Annotated in this window: 9 protein-coding genes; 2 read left to right on the top strand and 7 right to left on the bottom strand. The window is 46.2% G+C overall.

From position 1 onward, the window contains the following. Positions 1–52: 52 nt before the first annotated feature. The 4 genes from QUA70_RS25440 to QUA70_RS25425 are packed head-to-tail and all read right to left on the bottom strand — an operon-like array spanning position 53 to position 3848. Positions 53–466 (bottom strand): hypothetical protein, encoded by a 414-nt coding sequence (locus QUA70_RS25440; protein ID WP_333350613.1) that lies wholly within the window; start codon positions 464–466, stop codon positions 53–55. Between the two features lie 3 nt (positions 467–469). After that, the gene (cmr4, locus tag QUA70_RS25435; RefSeq protein WP_333350615.1) at positions 470–1303 is read right to left on the bottom strand and encodes a type III-B CRISPR module RAMP protein Cmr4; all 834 of its coding nucleotides are present in this window, start codon (positions 1301–1303) and stop codon (positions 470–472) included. Continuing rightward, entirely contained in the window at positions 1303–2289 is a 987-nt protein-coding gene (locus tag QUA70_RS25430; protein ID WP_333350617.1) for a type III-B CRISPR module-associated Cmr3 family protein, read from the bottom strand. The genes cmr4 and QUA70_RS25430 overlap by 1 nt, the downstream gene beginning before the upstream one ends. Further along, on the bottom strand, positions 2265–3848 hold the full coding sequence (locus tag QUA70_RS25425; protein WP_333350619.1) for a Cas10/Cmr2 second palm domain-containing protein: 1584 nt from the start codon (positions 3846–3848) through the stop codon (positions 2265–2267). Before QUA70_RS25425 ends, QUA70_RS25430 begins: the two co-directional genes overlap by 25 nt. Positions 3849–4097: 249 nt before the next feature. Here QUA70_RS25425 and QUA70_RS25420 point away from each other — a divergent pair, with 249 nt between their 5' ends. After that, on the top strand, positions 4098–5279 hold the full coding sequence (locus QUA70_RS25420) for a WYL domain-containing protein (RefSeq protein ID WP_333350621.1): 1182 nt from the start codon (positions 4098–4100) through the stop codon (positions 5277–5279). Positions 5280–5345: 66 nt separating this feature from the next. Here QUA70_RS25420 and QUA70_RS25415 read toward each other — a convergent pair whose 3' ends face one another. Continuing rightward, complete coding sequence (locus QUA70_RS25415; RefSeq protein ID WP_333350622.1) at positions 5346–9923, bottom strand: response regulator; 4578 nt, start codon at positions 9921–9923, stop codon at positions 5346–5348. Positions 9924–10779: 856 nt separating this feature from the next. After that, positions 10780–13884 carry an MFS transporter gene (locus QUA70_RS25410; protein WP_333350624.1) on the bottom strand — a complete coding sequence of 1035 codons (3105 nt, stop codon included), beginning with the start codon at positions 13882–13884 and terminating at the stop codon, positions 10780–10782. A gap of 399 nt (positions 13885–14283) precedes the next feature. Here QUA70_RS25410 and QUA70_RS25405 point away from each other — a divergent pair, with 399 nt between their 5' ends. Next, positions 14284–15693, top strand: a complete 1410-nt coding sequence (locus tag QUA70_RS25405; RefSeq protein WP_333350625.1) for a 2-polyprenyl-6-methoxyphenol hydroxylase-like oxidoreductase — start codon at positions 14284–14286, stop codon at positions 15691–15693. Positions 15694–16057: 364 nt separating this feature from the next. Here QUA70_RS25405 and QUA70_RS25400 read toward each other — a convergent pair whose 3' ends face one another. Further along, the gene (locus tag QUA70_RS25400) at positions 16058–16939 is read right to left on the bottom strand and encodes a lysophospholipid acyltransferase family protein (RefSeq protein ID WP_333336351.1); all 882 of its coding nucleotides are present in this window, start codon (positions 16937–16939) and stop codon (positions 16058–16060) included. Positions 16940–17656: the final 717 nt, after the last annotated feature.

Raw genomic sequence — 17656 nt, 5'->3', positions numbered from 1 at the left:
CTTCTGTGATTTATTGCGTAAGCGTTGCTTGCCGTAGGCGTCGCATCCCTCTTTAAAAACTGTCCGGAGTATTGTTAGTAGGCTTATAACGTTGAGTCCACCACACCATACTGTCACAAAGTTGAGTCAGCACAGCTATAGCTACTTTACGCTGTTCTACAGGAAAATCCCACAATTTATTGGCCATAATTTTAATGGCTGCTGTATCGTCAGAACTGACATTATCATTGGGAATTTTAACACCCGCATTTGCCATAATTTTGACTAGCGCCTTCCAAGTATCCCGCCAATAATCAGCTTTATCTTGATCTTTGATTAACCGAAACTGTTCTCCCCAAAATCGCTCTAAACCGTAAGCAACTGCAACGCGCATTTTGTAGGCTTGATTGAGAGCGTCTTTTTTGTCACGATATTTGACAACTAAATCGTGAGCCTCTTGGTCTAATTTGTAAGATTCCCAAGCCATAATTTATACCTCCTTTAAGGTTAGATAGCAGTGACCGAAACCAATTGATTCTAAACCGCCGAGATAAATGTCTGTCCCAGTAGAAGCGCCAAAAGGTTGCCATGTCTCTTGGTTTTCTTTGAGGGCGATCGCAAATACTAAAATTGTGCCTTCTGGCAAAGCTTCCGTATTAAAAAAAGCACCTTTTTTCGCCTTTTTTTCCTCTTTGTCTAAGGCAACTCGACTCTGACGATATAAGGCCATATCGTGAATCATGGCAATTTCATCATCAGCCACAACAACGGCTGGCAATTCCTCTCCTAAAGGAAACCAAGCCGACAAATCCTGAGTTTTCTCAACAGTTAAAAACCCAAAGTTAAAAAATAGCTTTGGTTTGCCATTTATGTCCAAAGCTTTTAAGGTTTGAGAACCTGTATAATTAGCTGGAGGTTTAGCTGATTTGAGAGATGTACCATCTTTGAGCTTGACATAATCTCCAGCAATTCGCTGATAGCGTTTCAGCAAACGAGGACAAGTTACCCAAACAATTGGTTGACCGGGACAAAATACTGGCAACCACAGCAGCGAAGCATATTCAAACTTAACTACAGACTCAGTGGTACTGTCTGGTTTCCCAGATTCTGCTTCCTGACCGTACCATTTATTAGCTTCAGCTTCTCCCAGACTACGGCGGATTTCCGATCGCAATCTTCCCCGAATCGAACTACCGGGAATAATGCCAGTTTGAGTAAACTGGTCGCGGAAAATTAAGTTTAAGTTGCCGCTTTCTTCACCAGCCGTTGCTCCCACATGAACAGGAGCAAGGGTTTCAATAATACCGTAAGCTTTTTTGTACATTATTCAACTCCTTGAATTTCAATTGGCAAACACAAACCGCATCCAACTTGTTTCAGGCTAAAACCTTCTTTGGGAAACCAATTTTCGGGAAATTCCCACCAAGTTTTATCTAAAGGTTCTCTAAGAAGATAGACAGTTCCGGGAGGAACTGCATAGCGTCCCCGTCCCATTTTTCCTTTGGCGCGGTAGCGATAGGAAATGGGTTTATCCGTGAGCATCTCCGGTCGTTTTTGGGAAAAATCTTCATTTTTGGGATAGCGGTATGAAAACTTGTTAGAGCCCCAAACTCCCGGTGTTATCAAAGCAAAGGAGCGCTGAATTGGTTGGCGTAAAAGTTTGACAATGGGACTGTCATCATCCAGTAGAACACTCTTGATTTCTACTAAATGATTTTCGCCACCAAAGCGATACCAACCATCTGCTAAAGGATGAGTGGACAGATAAACCAGACAACATTCATCATCCATCTGCACGGAATTTTCCAAAAACAAACCATCTTCTGCTAAAGTACAGCGTTCGTCATCTTTTGTTTTGGGGTGCAAGATAGGGACGTATTTCCAAGGATTCTCGGCAACATCGCCATTTTTCTTAATAGCAGCCGTCTTATTTACCCAAGAATTAACGGTTTGCCAGCTATACTCAGGATCTAAATCTTCGGATTCGCGATGCCATTTCCCCGATTTCATTTTCCATTCATCCACGCCTTTTTTAGAAATAATCTTGTGCCAAGGAATGGGGACGTAAAAGTATTCAGGATCGTCTGATTTTGCCCAGAATGGACCAGCGACAAACAAATTATCACTAAGCTCTTTTGGAGAAATATAGGACTTAACTTTGTTGGTGCTGAAAAATAGACCAGAGAGAGTAGCTGCTTCTGGAGGGAATTTTGCCCCAGAACGTCCGACTAGATTTTCGGGCGATAAAAATCCGCCAGAACTCCCGTACATAAATCCTAAAGGACTTATAGTGATGAGATATTTGAACATAGCTGCCATCCCACATTTATTAGGTCACTAATCCAGTAAATAATTTGTTTGGATTGTTCTGGATTTGGGTAATCGCCGACGATGTGCTTCCAGTTTTTTTCTAAGTTCTTCTCGTCTTGAAAGTAAAGTTGAAAAAGAGCTAAAGCTAATTCATCATCTGGGCTGTTTTCCTGGGGATTAAAACTAATAGCATGACGATGTGTGAGATGAGCTAAATCTTTGTAAACATGACTCCAGTTTGGCTTTTGATCCCAGCTTTTGCCGTCGCGGTCTTTGTATTGTTTGAGAATGTGCAAATAATCCCAAGGACAAGTCCACTGCACGTATTGACCGCTGTTAAAAACTACTCGAATTGTAACGCGATCGCGCCCCAAACTTTTCGCCCGTTTTTCGGCTTCTCGACAGTGTTGAAGAATATCCCGCTGCGGCACCCTATGACCAGCCCAAACAAAACCAACACTTAGGTTAATATCCTGTCCGTGCTTTTTCCATTCATCGGACAATCCCATTAACCATTCTAATGCCTCTATAGGTTCTGGTGGCTTTTCGGGTTTGCTGCTGTAAATTATTCCCAAGAAATCATCGCCACCTGCATAAACAACTCGCCCTTTATCTTCAGGGAAATTTTCCATAAAGTCCTTTCCCCACTTCCGCATGGCCTCGCTGAACTTTTTTAGACCTTCATCTCCTTCTTTTTGAGCAAGTTCCTGAAGTTTTTTGCCAACTCTGTCGCCATCTCCCATAAACCAACCAGTCCACTGTCCCACTCCCTCTTTCGGCATCCTAATCAAATCGCTAAATCCTGTTTCATTTCCCTTATTTTGCAGAGTTTCCATGTCGAGACTCTTAGCAATATCTTCGCGGGTGACTAACCGCTTGACTAACTCAGGAATGCTCAATCTTTCATTAGGTGCAAGAAATTTTCCTTCGGGTTCGCCATCTGGGGGAAGATTTTCTAAGACACAGGAAAGACGTTGATAGAAATCCTTAAGTTCAGCTTTTTCTGTATCGGATAGCTGCCGCCCTGGTTCTCGATGTTCTAAACCTAAACGCGGCCAGGCGATCGCATCTGTGCCAGTCAAACTCGAACTGTCGCCAATCCAGTTAATCGCCGTCCAATCGCGACGCAATTTGCGAGTTTCTAGATTCTTCATCGCAGATTCTATCGAATCTCCGTGTCCCCAAAATATCTCCCAAGTGTATAAACCCCATCGCATCCACTCTAGCTGCCAAAAGTATTCTTCTTTAGGAGGTACTTCTCGTTCTATCCAAACTCGACATTCATTTAATATTTCTTGCCATGACTTCTGAAGGGTATTTGTCACGTCATTCCTGGAAAATTTCCCTTTCCCTTTCAGAAGTATCCGATTGGGCATTCCTTTCTGGATGTTCGGGGAACCGGGAGAAATGACATTTAAACCTGATTTTTCGGCTTGCTTTACTAGCTTGTAACTCAGATAAGACAGAATCAGTGAAGCCCCAAATAAATCTCGGAGTTTGCGGGATTTCTCGATAAAGCCTTGAACGGGGGCAAAGGCGATCGCAGTGTATGCAGACATAAATTCAATTTTAAGGCGGGCAATGCCCACCTGAATGCTGCTGGTAGTGTCCCAAGTAGCTAACTGCTTAAGTTCTACTCAACTCAATATACCAGCCGAGCCAGCTTCCTGTCTTCAGATTCACAATATTTATCAAACTTTTTTCAAAACCTAAAGGTATCCAAATAAAGGCTTTCAGACATTTATAAATTTTTATGTCAATATTGTCTTTTACTTGACTTTTCAGCAACTTACCCGCATCTATCCCTCATGGCAAAAAAACCAACCCCTCACCCCTACGCCGACAAACTAACGTTCGATCGCATAATGCTCCTCATCGCCACATTAGTAAACCATCCCGGAATCGGACACTCCGACACCGAAACATCCGACAGTAAATATCACGATGCCTTGCTAGAAGTTCAATCTCAATTACAGAAAATTGCCGCCGAATTCAACATCGAATTTCCCGAAAACTATCCCGCAACTCCCACAATTCGCAAAGACTTAGAAACTTTGCGCCACTACGGAATCCTCGACAAACGAATGTATCGCTTCGGATATTATCTCGGTACCGGCGCAATGAATCGCGAAGAACTACTATTCGCATTTCAAGCAATAGCATCTCAAGCCAAATATCAAGGAAATCCCCAAGCCCGCCAAATTTGTGAAAAACTCACTAAACTGTTGCGCGGATTAGATATCGAACTCAAAGGTAAATTGTTTTATCCCGTTCGCGAACACCTAAATCGTGCGATTATTTACACCGATCCTGTAGAAATGCTCGATCGCCAAGAATATCGGAATACCCTATTTCACAAACTAGACATCGTAGAAACAGCAATTGTTCGAGGCCAGGCGATCGAACTTTACCGCCAAAACGATTATTACGGCAAAAGCAACGTCGGTTTCCGGCGAATCTGGCCTCTGCAACTGATTTATCACGATATCGCTTGGTACATGATTTGCGAATCTTGCGACAACGGGCATTTGAGCGTAGAACGGGTGAATCGCTTTAGTGACTACTGCGAAATTATCGATGTAGATGGGCGTGGTTTAGCCCTACAGGAACAAAGTTTGAAAATAGCTCAAAAGTTGTTAAAAAATGGCTGGGGGCTGTTCTTGGGCAAGCCAGAGCAACAGCAGGCTGAATTGGAAGGTACGCTGAAGTTGCAAAAAGTGAAAGTGCGATTTTTTGAGAAAGTAGTGGGATTTATATTAGAGGGCGATCGGCGGCATCCGCGACAAAAAAAGATTAAGGAAGGCCCAAGGGATAGTTTTGGCAATCTGCTATATGTGGATTATCAGATCGATTTGCCCGATCGCTCTCTCAACGAATTTAGTCTGTGGGTGAACAGATATATGGATAGCGCCCAAGTGCTTTCCCCGCCGAGTTTGGTAGAAAAACACCGACAAGCAGCCAGAGATTTGGGCGCGAGATACAGCTTATAATATCAATTGCGGTGGCACCGGAATGATTTAACCGCAGAGGACACAGAGAACGCAGAGGAAGAATAGTTAATTATCACTTGTCATTGTTTCGCTGTACTGCATTTCTATTTTCAACGCCGTTTCAACTCTTTGATACTCGGCCTCAACCTCTTCTAAAAGCGCGCAGGCCGGATCGGGTAAAGGCTGGTTAGCATTTGTTCCGATGCGGCCCATGATTTCGAGTTCCTCGCACAGCTCAAACAAGCGAAAAGCACCGAGAGTACCGCTAATCGACTTTAAAGAGTGAGCCGATCGCCGCAAAGCCAGCGGATCGGCGTTGCACAGCGCCATAGAGATGCCTCGCAGCAGTTCGGGAGCTGTTTCGAGGTAAATCTCGATCGCCTCGTCCAAAGCTTCCACATCTCGCAGTCCCTCTATAATCTTGGCACTCAGGGAATCGTGCCCCTCTGACAAAGCCCGATCGAGATTTGATGCACCCCAATCGACGACTGTCGGCGAATTGGGAATTGTCAGTTGTGGATTTCCCGCAACAGCCACATTTGATCGCACTTGTAATTCACTCGTTCCTTCGATCTGTTCCGCCGGGGCATCCAAACAAACAATCGGCTGCAGACGATCGAATGCCGAGTTCGATCGAGATTTACACGCGAGCAAAGCTCGCACCAACTGCTCAATGGCGATCGGCTTGCTCAAATAGTCGTCCATCCCCGCAGCCATACACTCTTCGCGATCGCCCTGCATCGCATTTGCCGTCATCGCCACAATCCAAGGACTCGTCGATTTTCGATTTTCGATTTTCGATTTTCGATTGTTAGATTCCTCATCAGTCAATTTTCGATTTTCGATTTTCGATTTTCGATGATTAGATTGCTCATCAGTTGCGAAAACTTCTGATTTTCCCGTGGGATTTTTGGTCGAGTCTTGGTGATTAGATTGCTCATTAGTTACGGAAACTTCTGGTTCTCCCCTAGGATTTTCTAAAGTTAAATCTCCTGAAAATTGCTCGCGGATGCGGCGGGTAGTTTCCAGTCCGTCCATTTCCGGCATTTGCACATCCATCAGCACCACATCGTAAGGCTGGCGGCGCAAAGCTTCGAGCACTTCGATACCGTTTCCCGCCACATCCGCGCGATACCCCATCCGCTGCAAAATTTGCAAAGCCACCTTCTGATTCACCAAATGATCGTCAGCCAACAGAATCCGCAGGGGTAAGTTCTCCGCCAGCACGGGTATGCTTTGCAAGAAAGGCCCGCTGGTGCGCTGCCCTCTAAATTCCGTTGTCTGTTCTCCAAAAATATTGATTAAAACATTGTAAAGCTGAGATTGTTTGATGGGTTTATTCAAAAAAGCAGCAAAATCCATCTCCATAGCAGGGGGGTTAATTTCTTGCCTGCCGATCGAAGTTAGCATCACTAACGGCAACCTTTCGCAATCAGGATATCGGCGAATTTGCGCCGCTAAAGCCAACCCGTCCATTTCCGGCATTTGCATATCCAAAACTGCCAAATCAAACACCTCTTTAGCAGCCAGCCAATCTAAAGCCAAACGACCCGAAGCTGAAGCCCTAGCCACCATTCCCCAAGACTGAGCTTGGAGAGTCAAAATTCTGCGGTTGGTAGCATTGTCATCGACAATTAAGACTCGCTTGCCAGCTAATTCAGGTTGAGAATTGCTCAAGTTAACTGGTAAGGAACTGTTGCAGCCAGAAACGATCGTACTAAAATAAAAAGTAGAGCCAACGGATTTCGTATTTTGGCCGATCGGCTTGTTGCTGAGTACAGATTTGCCATAGCTATATTTTTCGGCAATTTCGCAAGATTCTCCCCATCCCAAATCAAAAACTGCCGATGACCTAAACTCTGCTGGAGGATTGCCCGCCACACTACCCATACTTTCCACCCACATCCGGCCACCCATCATTTCGGCCAAACGCTTGCTAATTGCCAAACCCAGTCCGGTACCGCCGTACTGCCGGCTCGTTGAAGAATCAACCTGGCTGAAAGATTTAAATAGCCGATCCATGCGATCGCTCGGAATGCCGATACCGGTATCTTTGACCGCAAAATGTATTTCGTATGCTGGGTTAATTGCTACGGGTTCGCCAGCAATTAATGGCGGTTCTTTAGCGTTAGCCGCCGGCACTGAAATCTTTTTTGCAGTTACCGAAACCACCACTTCTCCAGCGTCGGTAAATTTAACAGCATTACTGAGTAAGTTGATTAAAATTTGCCTCAAGCGGGTGCTATCGCCGATCGCCGTTGCCGGTACTGCACGATCAATCAAGTAACCCACTTCCAGTTGTTTTTCTGCCACCTTGGCAGCTACCAAGTCTAGAGATTCCTCAATACAAGTGCGGATGTCAAACGGATGTTCCTCCAAGTCCAATTTGCCCGACTCTATTTTCGAGAAATCTAGAATATCGTTGATCAGCGTCAGCAAGGCATCGCCGCTGCTGCGGATAGTTTCTACAAAATCGCGCTGTTCGCGAGTTAAGGGGGTATCCAGTAGCAAACCCGTCATGCCGATGACTCCATTCATCGGAGTGCGAATTTCGTGGCTCATGGTGGCTAAAAATTCGCTTTTGGCTCTAGTAGCCGCCAGTGCTTGATCGCGAGCTTTTGCCAAATCTACGTCTGTTTGCTGACGTTCGAGTTCGCTTCCCACCCACTGAGCCATCAGTTTCACCAACTCTCTGTCTACAACTCGGAACGGTTCTGTTACAGAAGTCGGAGAAAAGAAGCACAGAGTACCGTAAACTTCCCCTCCCACCGTGACGGGAATGCCCATGTAAGCTTCGATTGGGAAAGCTTGATCGTCCCTATTGAAGGACAAACCCGAAAATCTCACCGACTCAAAGTAGATCGGTTCTTTTGCCATTGCCGTAGCGACGCAGAAAGTTTTTTCCAGATCATAAATTTGGTCTTTGACGATCGACCCGTCGGGACACTCCACAGCCATTATTTGATAGTTGTCGCCTTGAATGCAGGACAAAATTCCCACGGACAGGCCTAAATGCCGACATCCCATTGCCAGCAGTTCTTGGAGGCGCAAATCAAAGGTAGAGAGGTGGTTGAGCGGGTCTGTACGGGGAGCCGAAGTCACTTGGTACAAAGCTTTGATTGCAGCTTCGCTTTCTCGCAGTTCTTGTTCTGTTTGCTTCCGCACGCTGATGTCGCGGGAAATGCCGATAATTTCTTGCACTTCGCCGGTTTGGGGATCGCTGATCGTGCGGCCGGTGGTTTCAAACCAAATGTATTTGCCGTCTTTGCGCCGTATGCGGTAGCTGACGGTGTAAGTCACCGGAAGGGCCAGGACTTTCCAGTGAGCTTTGGCAATGGTTTCTAAATCGTCGGGGTGAAAATAATCGTTGGGGACGTGGCCGATGAGTTCCGAAGGTTCGTATCCCAGCAAAGCCCGGCTGGCGGGCGAGACGTAAATAAACACGCCTTTGGGGTCGTGTCTGGTGATCATGTCGGTTGAGTTTTCGGCCATCAACCGATAGCGGTCTTCGCTTTCATTACGTTCGACTTGAGAATTTCCCAATGCTTCTAGCATTCGGTTGATGCCGTCGGCCAAGCTTGCGAGTTCATCTGCTCCGGCCATATGAACGCGCAAGTCTGGGTCGCCGCTAGCTGCGATGTTGCTGACGCTGGTGCTCAAGGAAGCCAATCTCGCTAAGACTAATTTTTCTAGCAACAGCAGGGTGATCGCGCTAAATATTAAACCTACTGCCAGTATTGATAAGGTAAACAGCTCCAAGGTAGCCTGACCTTGGCCGTAGATGATGCGATCTGTCTCTACTCGCAGCAGCAGCGCTAGGTTGCCGTGGATGTCGCGAATCAGGGCGTATCCTGCGACTAAGCTGTCGCTGAGTGGCTCGACTAAAATTTCTACTGATTTGAGGTTGGAAATTTTGAGTTTGACATTTTCCAACTCCTGCCTCGATCGAGCCAGCGCCTTGGCGCTGTGCCCGGAGTAGTTCGCGGCTCCAACTTTAAAATCTAAACTCGGCAATCTAAAATCCACTGACAGGTGAGTCAGTTCTGAAAGCAAACCGATTTCGCTGCTGTCGAGGTAGCGTCCCAAGATCAGTGTCCCCCGCGACGGGCCTTGGGCGTTGCTGTTGAAGATGGGCTTGGCGGCAATCAGCAGTCTGGCTTCTGGCAGGGTGAGGACGCCTGTTTTGTTGGGGCCGGAGCGATCGCCAGGGACTGTCGATGAGTCTATTAGTGCCTCGGTCAATTGCTGTTTTAAGCTTTCGGGAATCGGGATTTCGGTTTTGGATTTCAGGTCGAAACCTTTACTGAAAATCGTCTTACCGTTGGAGTCAAGCAACACCAATAAGTTTAGTCTCAAGTAAATAAATGTCGAATCCACGAAATTTGACTTGACAAAATTTTCGTTTCGTGTTTCGACGAAAGAGTAAGTATCGTCCCACTCGGCGTAATCTTGGGCGCTGGTGTCTAAATTCGACAAGTCATCATCTAAGGCGTCCAAAGCCCGTGCGACATCCTGGCGGACGTACTGTGCCTCCAGGTTGTGAAAATCATGCAGCAAAATAGTTGATGCAGTGGCATAGAGAACCACAATCAGGCTGATCAGCGCTGCACCGATGATTAATAGTGTTTTTTTTCGGAGTTGCATGGCGTCGCCCTCCTCACGGTGCTACTAGGCAACTAGCCAGGAGAGGTTTGAGACGTAGGTTGTTTAGCATTGGCGATCGCAGGGCCTGCGTGTTTGGACTGTTCTGGGGTGAGTGGGCAAAGCCCTTGGTATTTCCAAGGTATCCGGTATGTTGCCCCCCACAGTCAGTGTAGTATTTTCACAGCTTTAGTTCCCTATTATGCACAACCTATGACCTACAATTTATAATCTGACGATCGGCATCTTCAAAATAAACCGCCGATCGAACTCAAAACAGTTTGCGTTTGATACTGACGCAGCCAGGGAGGCGGGCGGTTGATATAACAGGCGTGCTGGGTGGAGAACCCTCACTATTATTGTACCTAAAAAATATTGAGGAGAGAGGGAACTGGCGCGCGAAGTTTGCTTTGCCAAAAGGTTTTCACTCCAATAACTGTTTTGATTTTTGTCATTCTTCAGTAATCCTTGCAACAGTTGTAGAATCTGCCGAAAAGCAAATCCAGCCTGCAAGCCTGAACCCCGTTCAAAACTTGTGATAGGAGAGGCAATGAATATCCGGCGACTTTTTATTTATTACATCTGCAAATAAAATATACAACAATCAATAAAATCGGCTTTTCACTTTTCTATTTTAAATTAATCAAAACTGCTAATTAAAATGTATAAATTCACCGTTGGCACCAGCCTCAAAAAACGGGTAGTAACTGGTTTACCATAACATTATTCAACAGTACCAACAAATTAATAAAAACCCGTTCCCACTCCCCGCTCAAATCCTTTACTAACATTAGTGCCTGATGTCAGTAGAAACTCACATCAGGCACTATATGCAATCCGATCGCAACTTGAGTCTTGTTTATCGGATGACGGCTAAAGCACCGGCGCCGGCTGCTGCTGCCGCCGAAGTAAGAGCGGTGAAAAACAGCCACCAAGAGGCAACTTCTGCTGCTTTCCGGGTTTCTTCGGCTTGTTTTTCTGCTTGTAATTTGATGCTTTCGAGGCGAAGCTGCGCCTCTTGCTGCAAGCGTTCTGCTCTTTGCAAGACGCTGTTCCGGCTTCTTTCAATTTGGTCGATCAAGCGGTTAGCATCTGCTTCGGAAATGTCCTCGCGAGAACTCATTAGTGCTACTAAAGTATCGCGGTTGAAATGACCCAGCCGATCGCGCAAAGCATCAAATCCGGCTTGCGGATCGTCAAATAACTTCCGCACGTCCCGCGTGATTCCTTCGTAGTTGAGTTCAGGGCGATCGAGCGAATTGAGGTAATCCCGAATTTTTCCGAGAACCCCGTCAATTACCGACTGAATACCCTCCTGTATTTTCTGAATTTGCATTGCGAACTCGTCGCGCACCGACAAAATTCCATCGACAATACGATTGGCTTCTGCTTCAGAAATATCCGGCCGCTGAGACAGCAGAGAAACAACTGTAGCTCGATCGAGGTGTGACAAGCGCTCGCCCAAACTGTAAGCGCCGACTTTCGGGTCATGCAGCAGCAGTTGCAAGTCGCGCTTGATGGCTTCGGGATTTAATTCATCCTTGCCTGTATTACGCAAATAATCTTCTAAAACGCTCTGAAAATCGTGCACTTGGCTTTGCATCCGCTTTGCCAAACGGCGCGGCGCTTTCACAATCGATCCCAGGGTTTCCTGCACTTGGTTGATAATTTGATTGACTTGTTCCTCGCTCAAATCTTGTCTCTGAGAAAGCAGTTTTACCAAAGTATCGCGATCGACTTGAGACAGGCGGCCCCGCAGCGCTAAAGCTCCTTCTTTGGGATTTTGCAGCAGTTTTGTCAAATCCCGCTGAATCCCTTCAGGATTGAGTTCTGATTTGCCAGTATTACGCAGGTAATCTGCAAGGGCGGTAGTGGTATTGTCGTACTGATCCTTAGCTTTTTCGGCCAACTTTTGCGGCGCATGCAGCGCGCTGTGCCAATTTTCTTCGGTGCTGTCGAGAAGCTGATTTACTTGGTCTTCGCTGAGGTCTTTCCGCTGAGATAGCAATTTTACCAAAGTTTGGCGATCGAACTTAGAAGCTCTAGCTCTCAGCGCCCACATTCCCGCTTCCGGGTTGTCCAGCAGCGTTTTCAAATCGCGCTTGATGCCTTCGGGATTAAGTTCTTCTTTGCCCGTAGACTTCAAGTATTCTTGCACTCTTTGCCACTGGTTGTCTAGTCGAACTTGCGCTGCTTCTTGCAGACCTTTAGAATCTGCTAAAACTACATCTCGTGTCTTTTCTAACTCTTGAACAATCTGTTCTACTTCCTGAAATCCGAAGTTTTCGCGACCTCTGAGAATTTGCACAAAACTGTCGCGGGTGTAAGGAGAAAGCCGATCGCGCAACTGTTCGTAACTAGCGTCGGAATCCTCTAAGATTTTTTTGAAATCGCTCCCGATACCGGCTGCAGTCAGTTCCTCTTTCGGCGTCAGCTTCAAATAAGTTTCCAGTCGCCACTGCAAATCGCGAGCTTTTTCTTGCTCCTCAGCAAAGATTACGGTTTGTAAAACGCGCTGTCTAATTGCTTCTAATTCCTGGGCAATTTCTTTAATTTTGTCTTGGGTAAAAACGCCTCGACTGGCCAGAGTTTCCTCAAAATTTGCCTGTTTGAGTTTTTCTAATTCGCGGCGCACTGTTCCTGGATCGGCTGTAGGATCGTAGAGCACGTCACGAAATTCGCGCTCGATCGCTTGCGGATTCATCTGCCACGAATAAGTGTTGAGTAGGTAGTTTTCTACGTCGGCACGAATTGGGCTGTAAGTTACGGGTTCGCCTTTAACTTGAGCGGTAACTTTATCAGTTTGCTGGCTAACTTTGTCTTTAGCTGCTTTAAGCTGACCGACTACTTTTTCAACATCGAAGTCGGACATATCCGTGCGACCCAATACTATTCCCATTAAAGCATTGACTGCCATTGTCGTTGCTTGGTTCATCATGGTCGGGCTTTGTCCCGAATTTTGACCACCGCCCAGATTGCTAAGGGCTTTTTCTACCCTACTTGCCAATGTATCTGAGACCAAATCTCCCGATTTTGCAGATTTGAGATAGTCTACTAATTGGGCTATGCCGTCTGATTGCTGCCCTTGTTTTCCTACTTGTTTCCAAGCATCTTGAAGTTGGTCTACAATCCGGTTTACGTCGCGTTTTGATAAGTCCGATCGCGAACTTACTAAATCTACGAGAGTTTGCCGATCGAGATTCGGCAAATTTTCGGCTGCAATGGTTTTTAGTTGCGGATCATTAAGCAATTTTTCAAACTCGCTACGCATCCCTTTGATGTCTAATTCTGGCGGTTTGAGGCTTTGGATGTAGTCTTCGACGTTTTCGCGCAAGCTGGTGGGGTCGATCGCGCTACCCAGTTCATGGCCCACTGCTGCTGCTGCTGCTTTCGCTGTGGCGACGACTTGGTTGCTGGCTGCCTTTGCGCCAATAGCCGAGGCTGCGGTGCCGACAATGGCTTGGAAACCTGATGTGGCGGTGTTGACGACGGAACCGATCAGGGAACCGACGGTAGTGGAACTCACCCAGACAAGCATTGAGAAATAGGTTGCCCACACGACTAAACCGACAATCGCACCTAAACCGGGACTGCTAATCAAGCTCAGCTTAACTGCTAGCAAGCAAGCGAAGAATAAAGCGATGGTGACGGTGATTAGCGTCCAAGTACCTACCTTTCGGCCGATATGGCGGACTGGGGGGCTGCCACTATCCGAGTGGTGGCTGTCGTCGTCATGGGATTGTCCCATGTAGGAAAGGCCCGCGGCTACTGATAAATTTGTTAGCAAGAGTTGGAAAGCGCAGGCGAGTACGACTCCAGCTATCAAGGCGATAAAAAATTGCGGCCCGGAATAGAGGAGTGCTGCGTCTTCTGCTGTGTTTGTAGTAGTCTGCTCTACTGGCACTTGGGCCAGCCAGAACCCGATGTTATACAGTTGTGGATTTATTGGCAAATTTTGATACATAGTATATTCCTCGTTAAGGAGTGGGTGCGCGCGCTCATTGGCGCGAGTTTACCAGTATATAGTTTTAGACTCATGCCCCCAATGGCAATCATCGCCTTATTGTCGAGCTAAAACATCCCCCTACAGTTGGAAGTGTAGAAATATGTCTGCGGTAGGCTGTCTATTTAGGGCTGTTTGTGCTAAGTAAGTTGGCAGTTGTGAAGTTGTTAGTTCTCAGTTATGAGTAAAGCGCGCTGGGGCGCACCCGATATAGATGATAGTAATGGTAAGTCGGATTAAAATAATCGCAGAGGAAAATCTTGGGTAGAGGGATATAAAGAGTCAGCACAGAAGCCCAGACAAATTGTTAACAATTTATCTACCAATGCCATAGCAAATTAGCTTTCAAGGAATTCGATCGTGCAGCGAGAAAGTCATGCAATTATTATTGGCAGCAGTTTAGCAGGACTGTTGGCCTCTAGAGTATTAGCAAAACACTTCGACCGAGTTAGTATTGTTGAACGAGATTTTTTTCCTGAACAACCCGTACCTCGCCCCGGTATTCCTCAATCTCGTCACCTTCACATCCTTTTAAATCGGGGGAAAATCATCCTAGAACAGTTTTTTCCCGGCTGGGAAAACGAACTGATAGCTGCTGGTGCTCCTACTTTAGATCCAAGGTCGATCGGGTGGTTTAGTCCGGCGGGTTGGGCTCCGCAATTTAGCCCGGATCTAAATGATTTAATTATGTTCAGTCGGGATTTACTGGATTGGCACATTCGCCGCCGCTTGGCTGAAAATACGAACGTGCATTTCCTCGAAGGAGGCACAGTAACGGGGTTGCTGACGAATGCCTCGCGTGCGGAGGTTGCTGGCGTATCGGTGCGTTTTCGCGATCGCCACAACCAGGCTAACATCCATGCAGAGAATTTGTATGCAGATTTAGTAGTCGATGCTGGTGGCAAAGTTTCCAAAACACCTCAATGGTTGAAAAGTTTGGGCTATGAACCTCCGCAAGAAACCGTTATCAATGCTTGTGTCGGCTATGCCACCCGCATCTATGAATGCAGGGGTAAATTGTCAGACACAGCGCCAGTCTTTGTGTCAACAGCACCGCCATTTCGCACCCGTGGCGGTGCAATTTTTCCGATCGAAGGCAATCGCTGGCTGGTGACTGTCGCCGGGGGCGATCGGGATTATCCTCCCACAGACGAAGCAGGTTTTCTAGAATTTGCACGCAGTCTGCCAACCCCGACAATTTATCATGCGATTAAAGACGCAGAAGCCCTCACACCTGTTTATAGTTATCGAGGTACAGAAAACCGTTTACGCCACTACGATCGCCTCCGTCGTTACCCTGAAAACTTAATAATTATCGGTCATGCAGTTTGCGCTTTCAACCCGGTTTATGGCCAGGGAATGACCGTTGCTGCACTGGATGCTCAGATGCTAGATGAATGTTTGCAAAAGCAAAGAGAGCGGTATCCCGAAGGCGATTTAAAAGGTTTCTCTCGACAATTTCAACAAAAACTAGCAAAATTACATACTATCCCTTGGACGTTTGCCATCAGTCAGGATTCCCGCTATCGGGGAAGTACAGGTGCGAAACCAAATTTGGGCACGCGGCTGATTATTGATTACATGGATCTAGTGTTAAAAGTGCTGGTCGGAGATGCTAAAGTTTGTCAAGCATTTTTGGAAGTTCTGCACATGATTGAGTCGCCGGCTATACTTTTTTCTCCCAGTATTGCGCTGAAGGCGATCGGGCAATTAGTCACCGTTCGGCAGAAAGGAGAATTAAGCTCGAGAGTTTATACAGAATCCGGTTAGTTTTGCCAATTCTATTTTTTCCCCGCCGAGTAAGGAAGATAAAGGCAGATGAAATCCTATTCATCTGCGTTGATTTAACCTGATATGATGTCCGCTACAACCTGCATGATAAAAAGGATCACTTTGGCGACTGCGGTTTTCGGGTATTTCACGTAATTAAGATGGGTGAAATCCGATTTACTACCGCAATTTTAGGCTTTTGAAATAAACCTAATGGATTGATTTCAAAAAATGTTTGTAGTCACGACTTACCCACAGGACTCAAGAAACCTGTTTTTTTACTCATATCCCTCGCGCTTCACGCTATATTGTCGTAAAAACAATCAATTTCTGCTGCCTAGAATAATATAGACTTGTGCAATTCTCAATTGCCCACCAAACAATCTAATTGTTTTTGCATTTGGGCGGTAACTCGATCGAAACAAGCATCAACATAATCGCGATCGCGCGCCGCCTCCGAACCGTACTTCTCAAATACAATCGGTTCGCACACGCGAGTCCGAATTTGCACGGGTAAAGGCAGGTTTGGCAAAGGCCCAATACTCAATCCCCAAGGCAATCCCAAATACACCGGCAATACCACTGGATCGATGCCAAATAGCCACGGCATCCCCAATTCATGCAATTTCTTTGCTTCTTCGTACAAATCTGCCAAAACTATCAAAGTATCGTGGGCACCGTGCGAGATAATTGGTACAATTGGCACTTCTTCTCGCAATGCTAATTTAATAAATCCCTTGCGCCCCGCAAAGTATATTTGATGGCGCAAATGATGGGGGCGAAAAACATCTTGGGCGCCGCCCGGATAGACGAGAACTGGGGCATTTTTACGCAAAGCTGCGATCGCCATTTTCGGATGTGCCTTGAGGGCACCACACTGAACCGCCATGCTAGCAATATCAGGAGAAACTTCCCAAACCGTGGGGTGCATCAATCCGTAGGCCAAGCGTTCGGTTCCGTACCTGCGGAACCATTCGTATAGGAACATAAACATATCGGGAGCGGCTATTCCCCCGTTGTGAGAACCGACAACGAGCATTTTTCCGCTCGCGGGGACGTGATGCCAGCCGTCGCTTTCTACGCGAAAATAGTAGCGGTACAGCCATTCCCAGATTGGCAACAGAAGCTTAATGAAGTCGGGATTGCGATCGTCTAAAGATAGACCGTCAAAGGGATATTTAGAGGATTTGCCGTCTTTTTTGTTAGTAGTTTTTGTCACTGCAAAAATATTCAACGCTTTGGTCATTATATAGCATAAGGAAGAAAGCTTTAGCTCTCGAAGATAGAAGACTTTAGTTATTTCGGAAAGAAGGAAGCAGGGAGTAGATTAGTTGGGCTTTTCCTCTACTTGTGCGTGCAATTATCCCGATCGCCTACCAAAACAAGATTTTTCCTATCATTAATAGGCTCCCCTTCCGCAGGAATCTACCGAATTAGTTTCAGCCATTGAAAACCTCATAAATATCAAACGCGGTTGCTATAGCAATATAATTAAATCAGAATTGGCGCAAATATTTGGTTTCTGATTTGAGGGGGCTGGTTTTGTTCGGAGGTTTTGTGCGGGTTGTCTATTTTGGTGGCTAAACCCCCCTTGTATCTTTAAATTGAGATGTTGCACCATTCTCAATAAGACTTTTATGGGCGGGCTCTCCTGCCCAACCCCTACTCCCCACAAGAAATTAATTCTTTGTGGAACAGGCCGGAAAGCCTGTTAAGCGAGAATGGTGCAAGATGTAAGTTTAAACAGACTCGCTCTCAAACTTCAGCAGGCACAGTAAAGCGTCAGCTAGTAAATATCAAGAAACCCTCCAAGTTTCTTACGTAAGAGTCAGTATCAAGGGCACCTGAAGTCGAGGAACTACAAACCCTCGTGGTGACGACTATAATCCAATGGCACTGAAAAAGTGAGCAAAAAAAAATCTGTAAGGCAAGATATACATAGATAATTGCCTTACAAACCAAA

The sequence above is a fragment of the Microcoleus sp. LAD1_D5 genome (assembly GCF_036702115.1).
Classification (GTDB): Bacteria; Cyanobacteriota; Cyanobacteriia; order Cyanobacteriales; family Microcoleaceae; genus Microcoleus.
This window is presented reverse-complemented; position numbering and strand designations above follow the sequence as displayed.